This is a genomic window from Phenylobacterium sp. Root1290 (assembly GCF_001425305.1).
Taxonomy (GTDB): Bacteria; Pseudomonadota; Alphaproteobacteria; order Caulobacterales; family Caulobacteraceae; genus Phenylobacterium.
The window spans coordinates 577,490-590,099 of the sequence record NZ_LMEE01000001.1 but is presented as its reverse complement, the minus strand read 5'-3'; the positions used below and the strand labels follow the sequence as shown (position 1 = coordinate 590,099).

11 protein-coding genes are annotated in these 12,610 nt (G+C 70.6%); 10 read left to right on the top strand and 1 reads right to left on the bottom strand.

Features of this window, described 5'->3' with window-relative positions; genetic code table 11:
• Positions 1-7: 7 nt before the first annotated feature.
• From ASC79_RS02825 to ASC79_RS02780, 10 genes are all read left to right on the top strand, one after another.
• Positions 8-583 carry a molybdenum cofactor guanylyltransferase gene (locus tag ASC79_RS02825; protein ID WP_056019353.1) on the top strand — a complete coding sequence of 192 codons (576 nt, stop codon included), beginning with the start codon at positions 8-10 and terminating at the stop codon, positions 581-583.
• Positions 584-670: 87 nt separating this feature from the next.
• Positions 671-1,249 (top strand): ANTAR domain-containing response regulator, encoded by a 579-nt coding sequence (locus tag ASC79_RS02820; protein WP_056019350.1) that lies wholly within the window; start codon positions 671-673, stop codon positions 1,247-1,249.
• The gene (locus ASC79_RS02815; protein WP_056019347.1) at positions 1,246-2,232 is read left to right on the top strand and encodes a CmpA/NrtA family ABC transporter substrate-binding protein; all 987 of its coding nucleotides are present in this window, start codon (positions 1,246-1,248) and stop codon (positions 2,230-2,232) included. Before ASC79_RS02820 ends, ASC79_RS02815 begins: the two co-directional genes overlap by 4 nt.
• A gap of 222 nt (positions 2,233-2,454) precedes the next feature.
• A complete protein-coding gene (locus ASC79_RS02810) occupies positions 2,455-3,672 on the top strand; it encodes a NarK/NasA family nitrate transporter (RefSeq protein ID WP_056019344.1) in 1,218 nt (405 codons plus the stop codon).
• A 26-nt stretch (positions 3,673-3,698) separates the two neighbouring features.
• Positions 3,699-6,155: a nitrite reductase large subunit NirB gene (gene nirB, locus ASC79_RS02805; protein ID WP_056019341.1), complete on the top strand. Its 2,457-nt coding sequence runs from the start codon at positions 3,699-3,701 to the stop codon at positions 6,153-6,155.
• Positions 6,152-6,490, top strand: coding sequence for a nitrite reductase small subunit NirD (gene nirD / locus ASC79_RS02800; protein ID WP_056019336.1), 339 nt, complete (start codon positions 6,152-6,154; stop codon positions 6,488-6,490). Before nirB ends, nirD begins: the two co-directional genes overlap by 4 nt.
• A 4-nt stretch (positions 6,491-6,494) precedes the next feature.
• Complete coding sequence (locus ASC79_RS02795; protein ID WP_056019334.1) at positions 6,495-9,155, top strand: nitrate reductase; 2,661 nt, start codon at positions 6,495-6,497, stop codon at positions 9,153-9,155.
• Entirely contained in the window at positions 9,145-9,912 is a 768-nt protein-coding gene (gene cobA, locus ASC79_RS02790) for a uroporphyrinogen-III C-methyltransferase (protein ID WP_056019331.1), read from the top strand. The genes ASC79_RS02795 and cobA overlap by 11 nt, the downstream gene beginning before the upstream one ends.
• Positions 9,913-9,980: 68 nt before the next feature.
• On the top strand, positions 9,981-10,949 hold the full coding sequence (gene corA / locus ASC79_RS02785; RefSeq protein WP_056019329.1) for a magnesium/cobalt transporter CorA: 969 nt from the start codon (positions 9,981-9,983) through the stop codon (positions 10,947-10,949).
• Positions 10,940-11,614 carry an alpha/beta family hydrolase gene (locus tag ASC79_RS02780; protein ID WP_056019326.1) on the top strand — a complete coding sequence of 225 codons (675 nt, stop codon included), beginning with the start codon at positions 10,940-10,942 and terminating at the stop codon, positions 11,612-11,614. Before corA ends, ASC79_RS02780 begins: the two co-directional genes overlap by 10 nt.
• Here ASC79_RS02780 and ASC79_RS02775 read toward each other — a convergent pair.
• On the bottom strand, positions 11,611-12,540 hold the full coding sequence (locus ASC79_RS02775) for a formylglycine-generating enzyme family protein (protein ID WP_200937069.1): 930 nt from the start codon (positions 12,538-12,540) through the stop codon (positions 11,611-11,613). The two genes, ASC79_RS02780 and ASC79_RS02775, sit on opposite strands and share 4 nt — an antisense overlap.
• Positions 12,541-12,610 lie beyond the last annotated feature (70 nt).

The following is a 12,610-nucleotide window of genomic DNA, read 5'->3' as shown; positions in this document are numbered from 1 at the left end:
CGAGCCGATGACCCAGCGCCTGGGCGCCATGATCCTGACCGGCGGCGCCTCGTCGCGCATGGGTGCGGACAAGGCCACCCAGGTCTGGCAGGGCCGAACCGCTGTCGAACGGGTGGCGGCGCTGGCGGCTGCGGCCGGCGCAGACCCGGTGATCACCGTCGGCGCAGGCGATCACGGCCTGCCGTCCGTACGCGACGAGCCGCCGCTGGGCGGGCCTGTCGGCGGGGTGCTGGCCGGGGCTGCGGCGCTCAAGCAAGCTGGCTGCACGCAGGCGCTGGTGCTGGCGGTCGACGCCCCGACGCTTCATGCCGAGGATCTGGCGCCGCTGCTGGAGGCTCTGTCCCCCGGCGCGGCCTATGAAGGCCTGCACCTGCCGATGGTGCTGGAGCTGGGAGCCATTCCCGCGGACGCCGCAGCGAGCTGGCCCCTGGCGCGGCTGGTCGAGCGGGCCGGGCTGGCGCGGCCGGTCTGCCGGCTGGAGGTCGCGACGCGAATCCGTGGAGCGAACACGTTAGACGAGCGCGCTGCGCTGCTGGCGTGCATGCCACGGGATGAAAATGCCGACAAATCGGGCGCCGACTGACTGATCGCCGGGCGTTTTGACGTCGTGGGGGCGAGCGCGGCGACTGGCCCCTGCGCAAGGGCGCACGGGCGCTCTTAGTCGAGCGGCATGCGCGTGCTCGTCATCGATCCTGATCCGGCCCGGGCCGCCCTCGTCGCCGAGGGCCTGGCCGGCGTCGAACCGCTGGAGGTTCGGCGCGCGGCGGTGTTCGACGAAGCCGAGGCCGCGCGCTTCGGGCCGGACGTGGTGGTGGTGGCCGCCGACAGCCCCGATCGGGACACTCTGGAGAGCCTGCGCGAGACCAGCCTGGCCAATCCGCGGCCCGTGGTGATGTTCGTCGACCGCTCGGAACCGGGCCTGGCGGAGGAGGCGGTTCGGGCCGGCGTCGCCGCCTACATCGTCGATGGCCTGGCCGTCGGTCGGGTGCGGGCGATCCTGGAAGTGGCGATGACCCGGTTTCAGCTGATGAGCCAACTGCGCCAGGACCTGGAGCGCGCGAAGGCCGACCTGGCCTCACGCAAGACGGTCGAGCGCGCCAAGGCGCTGCTGATGAAGGAGCGGGGGCTGGAGGAAGACGCCGCCTACCGGCTGCTGAGAAAGCTCTCGATGGACACCGGCCGGCCGCTTGGGGCGGTCGCGGCGGACCTGCTGGCCTTTGCGGGCGTGCTGAAGGGAGACGGGGCATGAGCGAGGTCCTGCGACTGGGCTTCGTGCCCCTGACCGACAGCGCGCCGCTGGTGATCGCCAAGGAGCGCGGCTTCTTTGAAGCGGAAGGCCTGCGGGTCGAACTCAGCCGCGAGGTGTCGTGGGCCACGATTCGCGACAAGGTCGCCGTGGGGGCTCTCGACGGCGCGCACATGCTGGCGCCGCTGGCGCTGGCCGCGACCCTGGGCGCGGGGAGCGAGCCGACGCCGATGATCGCGCCGATGGCGCTGAACCTGAACGGGGCGGCGGTGACGCTGTCGACCCGGCTGAGCGTCGCCCCCGGCGAGAATGGCGAGGCGCAGGCGCTCTCCAAGCTGATCACGCGGCGACGCAAGGAGGGGGCGAGTCCGCTGACCTTTGCGGTCGTCTATCCGTACTCGGTGCACAACTACCTGCTGCGCGACTGGCTGGCGGCGGCGGGTGTCGATCCCGACCGTGACATCCGGCTGACCGTGGCCGCGCCGTCGCGCATGGCCGAGCTGCTGGCCGACGGCGTGATCGAGGGCTTCTGCGCCGGCGAGCCGTGGAGCAGCGTGGCCGTCGCGTCCGGAGCCGGACGGGTGGCGGTGCGCGCCTCGCAGTTGTGGGGCAAGGCGCCGGACAAGGTGCTGGGCGTCACGCAGGAGTGGGCCGAGGAGAACGGCGAGGTTCTCGGCAGGCTGCTGCGTTCGCTGATCGCGGCGGCCGCCTGGTGCGACGCCCCGGAACATCGGGCAGAGCTTTCGGGGCTGCTGGCGGCCGCGCCCTATGTGGATGCGCCGAGGGCGGCGATCGCCGCGAGCCTGGACGACGTGATCTTCCACCGCGACGGGGCGAACGCGCCCAGGCCGCCGCAGGCCGCCTGGCTGCTGGGCCAGATGGCGCGCTGGGGTCAGGTCGCGGCCGACGCCGAGACCTCGTCGGTGGCGGGCCAAGTCTATCGCCTGGACCTCTATGAGGCGGCCTGGGCGGGCCAGAACGCCTAAAATCCGGTCACTGCTGATTTTCAGGCGCCGCGTTTTTGCGCTGCAGCATTCGCCCAGCCGTCCCCCCTTGATTTGCAGATGACGCCCCGGCCGGCGCGGGGTCTCCTGGTCTCGGCCTCAGGACAACGGCGTTCGCGGCCCCTGGATAACGCCCGATGACGGGTGGATCCGCCTTCGGCGACGCCGCCGCTTCCGTTCATTCCTGCACGGGGCCAACCAGCCATGCTGAGTCGTTCTTTCCTCAAGTCGGGCCACACGCCGACCCTGCTCTCGGCGTTCCTCTATTTCGACCTTAGCTTCATGGTCTGGGTGATCCTGGGCCCGCTGGGCGTCGCCATCTCCAAGAGCCTGCAACTCGATCCCGGCCAGAAAGGTCTGATGGTCGCCATCCCCGTGCTGTCGGGCGCGATCCTGCGCCTGGTGGCCGGGGTGATGGTCGACCACATCGGTCCCAAGAAGACCGGCCTGATCGGTCAGGTCATCGTAATGGCGGGGCTGGGCTTGGCCTGGTTCATGGGCATCAACAGCTACAATCAGGTGCTGATGCTGGGGGTGGTGCTGGGCGTGGCGGGGGCATCGTTCGCCGTCGCCCTGCCGCTCGCCTCGCGCTGGTATCCGCCGGAGCATCAAGGCCTGGCGCTGGGCATCGCCGGCGCCGGCAACTCCGGCACCGCCCTGGCGGCGCTGTTCGCCCCTGGCCTGGCCCAGACCTTCGGCTGGAGCAACGTCATCGGCCTGGCCGTGCTGCCGCTGGCGGTCGCCTTCGTGGTCTATCTGATCTTCGCCAAGGACGCGCCGAACCGTCCGCCGCCGAAGCAGATGTCGGAGTACCTGGGCGTGCTGCGCACCGCCGACGCCTGGTGGCTGATGCTGCTCTACGGCGTGACCTTCGGCGGGTTCGTCGGCCTGTCGTCGTCGCTGACCATCTACTTCAACTCCGAATACGGACTGTCGGCCGTGACCGCCGGCTTCTTCACCGCGGCCTGCGTGTTCGCCGGCTCGTTCATCCGCCCGGTCGGCGGGGCCCTGGCCGACCGGTTCGGCGGGGTGCGCACCCTGACGGTCGTCTACATGCTGGCCGCGGTCGGCCTGACCCTGGCCAGCTTCGAAGCGGCCAACCCCTATGTGGCGCTGGGCGTGCTGATGTTCAGCATGATGGCGCTGGGGGCCGGCAACGGCGCGGTGTTCCAGCTGGCGCCGCAGCGGTTCGGCAAGGAGATCGGCGTCGTCACCGGCCTGGTCGGCATGACCGGCGGGATCGGCGGCTTCTACCTGGCCGCCAGCCTCGGCTGGGCCAAGCAGGCGACCGGCAGCTACCAGCCCGGCCTGCTGGCCTTTGCGGGGCTCGCCCTGCTGGCCCTGGCCTGCCTGACCGGGGTGAAGGCGCGCTGGCGCCAGACCTGGGGCGCGCAGGCCGCCGGCGCCGAGATCCGCCTGTGACTTCCTCTGTGACCCGGAGCGTTACGATGCCCAAGGAAAAGCTCGTCGTCATCGGCAACGGCATGGCCGGCTGCCGGGCGGTCCAGGAAGTGCTCAAGCGCGACCCCGACCGCTACGAGATCACCATCTTCGGCGCCGAGCCGCGGGTGAACTACGACCGGATCATGCTCTCGCCGGTGCTGGCCGGGGAGAAGGCGTTCGAGGACATCGTCCTCAACGACGAGGCCTGGTACCGCGACAACGGCATCGCGCTGCACGCCGGTCATGCGGTGACGCAGATCGACCGCGAGGCGAAGGTGGTCCGCACCGCGTCCGGGCTGGCCGAGCCCTATGACCGGCTGCTGCTGGCCATGGGGTCCGATCCGGTGCGGCTGCCGCTGCCGGGGGCGGACCTCACGGGCGTGGTCACCTTCCGCGACCTGGACGATGTGGAGGCGATGGTCGCGGCGGCCGCCAAGCCGGGCGCGAAGGCCGTGGTGATCGGCGGCGGGCTGCTGGGCATCGAAGCCGCCTATGGGCTGGTCCGGCGCGGCATGGGCGCCACGGTCATCCACCTGATGGACGTGCTGATGGAGCGCCAGCTGGACGCCTCCGCCGGCTTCCTGCTGGTCGAGGCGATGGCCCAGCGCGGGGTCGACACGGTGCTGGGCGCCCAGTCCGAGGAGATCGTCGGCGAGGGCGGCAAGGTCGTGGGCCTGAGGCTCAAGGACGGCCGGGTGCTGCCGTGCGACATCCTGGTGATGGCGGTCGGGATTCGTCCGAACGTGGCGTTGGCGCGCGACAGCGGGCTGGAGATCGGCCGGGGCGTGATCGTCGATGACGCGATGCGCACCTCCGACCCGGCGATCCTGGCGGTCGGCGAGTGCGCCGAGCACCGGGGCCAGTGCTACGGCCTGGTCGCGCCGATCTGGGAGATGTGCAAGGCGCTGGGGCAGACCCTGACCCAGGGCGAGGGCGCGTACGAGGGTTCGGTGCTCTCGACGCGGCTGAAGGTGTCCGGCGTGGACGTGTTCTCGGCCGGGAAGTTCGGCGGCGGGACGGAGTGCGAGGACATCGTGTTCCGCGACGCCGGCCGCGGGGTCTACAAGCGCGTGGTGCTGGAGAACGGCAAGGTCGCCGGTGCGGTGCTGTTCGGCGACGCCGTGGACGGGCCCTGGTACTTCGACCTGATGAAGTCGGGCGCCGAGGTGGCCGACATCCGCGAGACGCTGATCTTCGGGCAGACCGTGACGGAGGGCCTTCGAGGTCTGGACCCTAGCGCCGCCGTTGCCGCCATGGCCGACGAGGCCGAGGTCTGCGGCTGCAACGGCGTCTGCAAGGGCGAGATCACCGGCGCGATCACGGGGCAGGGGCTCTCGACCCTGGACTCGGTGCGCGCGGTCACCAAGGCGTCGGCGTCCTGCGGGTCCTGCACGCCGCTGGTCGAGAAGCTGCTGAAGCTGACCCTGGGCGACGGCTTCCAGGTGCAGACCGGTCCCAAGCCGGTGTGCGGCTGCACGCCCAAGGGCCACGACGAGGTGCGCCGGCGGATCGTCGCCGAAGGGCTGAAGTCGATCCCGGCCGCGATGCAGGGGCTGGAATGGACGACGCCGGACGGCTGCGCCTCGTGCCGGCCGGCGCTGAACTACTATCTGCTGTGCGCCTGGCCGGGAGAGTACCGCGACGACAAGCAGTCGCGGTTCATCAACGAGCGCGCCCACGCCAACATCCAGAAGGACGGGACCTATTCGGTCGTGCCGCGGATGTGGGGCGGCATGACCAGCGCCGCAGAACTGCGCGCCATCGCCGACGTGGTGGAGAAGTTCGACGTGCCTGCGGTGAAGGTCACCGGCGGCCAGCGGATCGACCTGCTGGGGGTCAAGAAGGACGACCTGCCGGCGGTGTGGGCGGACCTGAACGCCGCCGGGATGGTCAGCGGCCACGCCTACGCCAAGGGCCTGCGGACGGTGAAGACCTGCGTCGGATCGGACTGGTGCCGGTTCGGGACCCAGGATTCCACCGGCCTGGGCGTGCGGCTGGAGAAGTTCATGTGGGGCTCGTGGGCGCCGGCCAAGGTCAAGCTCGCCGTCTCCGGCTGCCCGCGCAACTGCGCCGAGGCGACCTGCAAGGACATCGGGGTGATCTGCGTCGACAGCGGCTATGAGATCCATGTCGGCGGCGCGGCCGGCCTGCACATCCAGGGCACCGAGATCCTGACCAAGGTCGCCAGCGAGGACGAGGCCGTCTGGACCATCTGCGCGATCACGCAGCTCTACCGCGAGAATGGCTGGTACCTCGAGCGGATCTACAAATGGATGGCGCGCGTCGGCCTGGAGAGCATCAAGGCCCAGGTCGAGGATCCCGAGGCCCGCAAGGCGCTCTACGACCGGTTCTCCTACTCGCAGCGCTTCTCGCGGATCGACCCCTGGGCCGAGCGCGTCGCCGGGCGTCACGCCGAAGAGTTCACCCCGCTTAGCCGCCGTATGGAGTTCGCGCCGTCATGAACGTGCTGGTGAAAGACCCGATCGCCTGGACCGACGTCGGGGCGGTGACCGACATTCCGCTGCGCGGCGCGCGCCGGGTGCCGACCCCGGACGGCGACATCGCCATCTTCCGGACCGGAGACGGCAAGGTGTTCGCGCTGAAGGACGCCTGCCCGCACAAGGGCGGGCCGCTGAGCCAGGGGATCGTCCACGGCCATGCGGTGGCGTGCCCGTTGCACAACTGGTCGATCGACCTGGCCAGCGGCGAGCCGATGGGCGCGGACCGCGGCAAGGGCTGCACGCCGGTCATACCGCTCGAGGTCCGCGACGGGCGCCTGCTGCTGGGGCGGAGCTGAGGCCATGAGCGGGGGCGTGGTTCGCACGGCTTGCCCCTATTGCGGCGTCGGCTGCGGCGTCGCCGGCCGGCCGGAGGGGCGGGCGCTGGAGGTCGCGGGCGATGAGGCTCATCCGTCGAACTTCGGGCGGCTGTGCTCCAAGGGCTCGGCGCTGGGCGCGACGGTCGGGCTGGATGGGCGGCTGCTGACGCCGGTGATCGGCAGGCGGGCCGCCAGCTGGGACGAGGCCACGGCCCTGGTCGCCCGGCGCTTTCGCGAGACGATCGCGCGGCATGGGCCGGATTCGGTGGCGTTCTACGTCTCGGGCCAGTTGCTGACCGAGGACTACTACGCGGCCAACAAGCTGATGAAGGGCTTCATCGGCTCGGGGAACATCGACACCAATTCGCGGCTCTGCATGGCCTCGGCGGTTGTGGCCCACAAGCAGGCGTTCGGGGCCGACCTGGTGCCGGGCTGCTATGAGGACCTGGACCTGGCCGATCTGGTGGTGTTCTCGGGGCACAACGCGGCCTGGACCCACCCGGTGCTGTTCCGGCGGATGGAGCAGGCGCGGGCGCGCGGGCAGCGGCACGTGGTCATCGACCCGCGGCGCACCGACACCGCCGAGGTCGCCGATCTGCACCTGCCGCTGGCCCCGCAGACCGACGTGCGGCTGTGGAACGGGCTGCTGGCCGAGCTCGACCGGCGCGGGGCGCTGGACGCAGACTATATCGCCGCGCACGTGGCGGGCTTCGCCGAGGTGAAGGCGGCGCTGGCGCAGGACGACCAGTCGCCGGCGGCCGTGGCGGCCGACTGCGGGGTGCCGCTGGCCGACCTGCAGCAGTTCTTCGACTGGTTCGCGCAGACGCCGCGGAGCGTCAGCCTGTTCTCGATGGGCGCCAACCAGTCGGCCCAGGGCGTGGCCAAGGGGCTGGCGATCCTCAACGTCCATCTGGCGACTGGCCGGATCGGCAAGCCGGGGGCCTGTCCGTTCTCGATCACCGGCCAGCCCAACGCCATGGGCGGGCGCGAGACCGGGGGCATGGCGACGACCCTGGCCGGACACATGGACTTCGACGAGGTTTCGCGCGCTCGCGTGGCCCGGTTCTGGGGCGCGCAGGATGTGGCGCCGCGGCCGGGGCTGAAGGCCATCGACATGTTCGACGCCATCGCCGAGGGCAAGATCAAGGCCCTGTGGGTGATGGCGACCAATCCGGCGGTCAGCCTGCCCAACGCGACGAAAGTGCGCGCGGCGCTGGCCGCGTGTCCGTTCGTGGTGGTCTCCGACTGCATGGCGCAGACCGACACCATGGCCTTCGCCCACGTGAAGCTGCCAGCCCTGGCCTGGGGCGAGAAGGACGGCACGGTGACCAATTCCGAGCGGCGGATCTCGCGCCAGCGGCGGCTGTTCGACCCGCCGGGCGAGGCGCGGGCAGATTGGCGGATCATCGCCGACGTCGCCGGCGCCATGGGGCACCGCGAGGCCTTCGACTGGCGCACGCCCGCCCAGGTGTTCCGTGAATGGGCGCGGCTGACGAACTACGAGAACCAGGACCGGATGCTGTCGCTGGGACCGCTGGCGGCGCTGACGCCTGAGGCCTACGAGGCGCTGGAGCCGGTGCAATGGCCGGTGACCGCTACGGGCGGCACGGCGCGGCTGTTCGAGGACGGCGTCTTCCAGACCCCTGACGGCCGGGCGCGAATGGTGGTCACGCAGGCGAAAGGGCCGGCGCAGGCCACCGACCCATCGTTCCCGCTGGCGCTCAACACCGGCCGGGTGCGGGACCACTGGCACACCTTGACGCGGACGGGGCTGGCTCCCGATCTTTGCCGCCATACCCCCGAGCCCTATGTCGAGATGCATCCGGCCGACGCCGAGCATCTGGGCGTGGTCGACGGCGCGTTGGCGCGGGTGCAGACCGCGCAGGGCGAGGCTGTCGCACTGGCCAAGGTCACCGATCGCCAGCGGCCGGGCGCGATCTTCATGCCGATGCACTGGACGCAGGCCTTCGCGCCGAGCGGCCGGGCCAACCCGCTAGTGGCCGCAGCGGTCGACCCACAGTCGGGCCAGCCCGAGTTCAAGCACACGCCGGCGCGGGTGCGGGCCTATCGTGAGACCTGGCGCGGTTTCTTCATCGCGCGCGAGAGCTGGTCCGTCCCCGCCGGGCTGGATCTGGTGTGGCGGCGCATCCCGCAGCACGGCTGTCAGTTGCACGAGTTCGCCGGGCGTGGCGACGAGACCGAACGCGAAACCCTGCGGCGTGCCTTGAGCAAGGGCGCCTCCGGAGAGCCGCTGCGTTTCGAAGATGTTTCCGCGGGAAGCCTGCGCGAGGCCTATCTGGCCGGCGAAGCCCTGGAGCGTGTGCTGTTCACCGCCACGAGCGGCGCCCTGCCGCCCCGCGACTGGCTGGCCGAGTTGTTCGCCCGCGATGCGTTGACCGCCCTGGACCGCGCCGCGCTATTGATCGGCCGGGCGCCCGGCCGCGCGGTCGAGAGCGCGCCGCTGGTCTGCGCCTGCCGCGGCGTGCGGGCCGACAAGATCGGCGCTGCGATCGAGGCCGGCGCCGGCACGGTCGACGCCGTCAGCGACGTGACGGGGGCCGGCTCGTCGTGCGGGTCCTGCCGACCCGAGATCGCTCGCATCATCGCCCAGACCCAAAGCAAGGAGGTGCGCCATGCCGCATGACCCCCGACTTGGCCGCGTTCTGCTCGTCGGAGCCGGTCCCGGCGCCGCCGATCTGCTGACGGTCCGCGCGGCGCGCGCGGTCGAGCAGGCGCAGGCGCTGCTCTACGACGCGCTGATCCCTCAGGAGATCCTGGATCTGGCGCCGGCCAATTGCCTGAAGATCCAGACCGGCAAGCGGGCCGGGCGGACAAGCATGGCGCAGACGACGATCAACCGGCTGATGGTGCGGCTGGCGCGGCGGGGGCTGGACGTGGTCCGGCTGAAAGGTGGCGATCCGTCGGTGTTCGGTCGGGTCGGCGAGGAGATGGCCGCACTGCAGGCGGCCGGGATCGAGGCGCAAGTCATTCCCGGCGTCACGGCGGCCGCGGCGGCGGCGGCGCAGTTCGGCTTTCCGCTGACCCACCGGGGTCAGGCCCGGCGCGTGGTGCTGACGACGGCGCGGCTGGACCAGGGAAGCCTGGCCGAGGACTGGCGGGCGGCGGCCGATCCCGAGGCGACCTTGGCGATCTATATGGGCGGCGCGGCGGCCGGTGCGATCCGCGACCGGCTGCTGGCGGCGGGTCGCCCAGCGACGACGCCGGTCCTGGCGGTGGAGAACGCGGGGCGGCCCAACGCGCGGCTGTTCACGGGCGTGCTCGCAAGCCTGGCTGAGATGGCGCCGAGCGATCTCGACGGTCCGGTGTTGATCGTCGTCGGAGAGGTCGCGGCGCAGGCCGCGACGAAGCGGCCAGAGATGCTGACGGAGCTCGCAAGCTAGCCGGCTTGGCCTGGGCGGCGGAGGAGGCGCAGACTGTGGCCGATTCCCGTTGTCCGTGGTGAGCCCCGATGAGCGTCATTGCCGCCTATGTCTATGGCGAGGGCCGGCGGGTGCGAGCGATCGACCTGCACGATCCCGACAGCCTGCAATTCGAGCCGGGACAATTCGCCTGGATCGGCCTGTTCGAGCCGACCGAGGACGAGCTCGATATCCTGAGGCGGCGCTTCGACCTGCACCCGCTGGCCGTCGAGGATGCACTGAAGTCCGACCAGCTGCCGAAGGTCGATGTCTATGGCGATCAGCTTTTCGTGGTGGCGCGGACCGCGCACCTGGAGGGCGAGAAGATCGGCTACGGCGAGACCGACATCTTCGTCGGCCAAAGCCACATCATCACGGTCCGCCACGGCTCGGCGCGGGCGCACCTTGAACTGCGCGAGCACCTAGAGGCGACCCCAGCCCAGTTGAGGCATGGCGTCGACTACATCCTGCATGCGGTGCTCGACTTCATCGTCGACGGCTATTTCCCCATCGTCGATGCGATCGAGGAAGAGGTCCTGGCGATGGAGCGCTACGCGCTCGATGCGTTCCTCAGCCGCGCGGAAGTGCTGCGGATCTTCGGACTGCGCCGCGAGCTGATGCGGTTCAAGCGGGTGCTGGGCCCGATGGAGGAGGTCGCGAGCCGGCTGGAGCATCATGAGCTGCCCTGCGTCGACCTGGATGTGCGGCCGTACTTCCGCGATGTCTCCGACCATGTGCGGCGGGTGGCTTCGCTGGTGGAGTCCCTACGGGATGTGCTCTCGTCGGTTTTCGAGGCCAGCAGCCTCATGGAACAGCAGCGGCAAGGCGCAATCACCCGGCGGCTGGCGGCCTGGGCGGCGATCCTGGCGGTGCCGACGGCCATCGCCGGCATCTACGGCATGAACTTCGAAGTCATGCCGGAACTGAAGTGGCGTTACGGCTATCTGATCGTCGTGGTCGCCATCGTGGCCATCTGCATGGTCCTCTATGTTCGCTTCAAGCGGTCGAAATGGTTGTAGCCGTGGAACCTGTCGTCATCCCACTGGACGCCGAGCGCGCTGTCTCGGGGCTCTGGAACCGGCCGACCGGCGCGAAGGCCGTGCTTGTGCTGGCGCATGGGGCGGGAGCCGGCATGGCGCACAAGGCGATGACCGCCACCGCCGAGGGCCTGGGGGAGCGGGGGATCGCGACCCTGCGCTACAACTTCCTCTATATGGAGCGCGGCTCGAAGCGGCCGGACTCGCCGGCGCTGGCGCACGAGACGGTGCGGGCGGCGGTCGCCAAGGCGGCCGACCTGGCGCCGGACCTGCCGCTGTTCGCCGGCGGCCGCTCGTTCGGCGGACGGATGACGTCGCAGGCCCAGGCCGAGCGGGCGCTGCCGGGCGTTCGCGGCCTGGTTTTCTTCGCCTTCCCCCTGCATCCGCCCGGCAAGCTAGGTGTCGAACGGGGCGCGCACCTGGCGGACGTGAAGGTCCCGATGCTGTTTCTGCAGGGGACGAACGACGAGTTCGCCCGGTTGGACCTGCTGCAAGAGACCGTGACGGGTCTTGGTCCGCGAGCCAGCCTGACCTTGGCGCAATTCGCGGATCACTCGTTCCACGCGCCGGCCAAGAGCGGGCGCAAGGATCCCGAGGTGATGGCCGAAATCCTGGACGCTTGCGCGGCCTGGGTGGCGTCCAACTAGGCGGCGCGGACGACGCAGCGGAAGCCGATGTGGCTGGTCGAGGAGTCGATGGCCTGCGGGTGGCGAGCGGCCGGGCGATAGCGCTGGCAGTAGGATTCGGCGCAGAGGTGCGAGCCGCCTTTGATCACCTTGCGGGGGATACTGACCTGCGGCGTGGCCGGGTCGTAGCTCTGTTCCAGGACCCCGCCCTTGGGGTTGGACGGCGCGCAGCAGGGACTGGCGAGGGCGCCGGCGTCCGCGTACCAGTCGCTTGTCCACTCCCAGACATTGCCGATCATGTCGGAGAGGCCAAAGCCGTTGGGCGGGAAGCTGCCGACCGGAGACGTGCGCTCCCAGCCGTCGAGCTGGAGATTGCGCCAGGGGAATTCGCCCTGGAAGTAGTTGGCGAGCATGGCGCCGCCGGGGGCCAGTTCATCGCCCCAGGCGAACTCGGTCGCCGACCCGCCACGGGCGGCGAACTCCCATTCGGCCTCTGTGGGCAGGGATTTGCCGGCCCAGTCGGCGTAGGCCTGGGCGTCCTCGTAGGCGACGTGAACGACGGGGTGATCGTCGAGCGCCATCGGGCCGGGCCGGCCCAGCGGCCGGCGCCAGAAGGCTCCGAACTTGAACTCCCACCACTGATTGTGATCGCCGAGCCAGACAGGTTCGGCCGTCGGGCGGAAGACCAGGGACCCTGCGCGGGCCATGTCCGGCGGCATGCCGGGATAGTCCTTCGGATCGGGGGCGATCTCGGCCAGGGTCCGATGACCCGTGGCGCGGATGAAGGCGGCGAACTGGCGGTTGGTCACCGGCGCCTGGTCGATCCAGAACGGATCGACGCTGACCGGTCGAGCCGGACGCTCCTCCGGATAGAAGACGTCGGAGCCCATGACGAACGCGCCGCCGTCGAGACGGCGCATGCCGCGGAGATTGGTGGCGTCGGTCATGGCGCGGCGATCTCCCTCGGCTGGCGGCGCCTTCTGAGTATGCGAGGTCGTGGCGAAAGCCCAGGCCTGC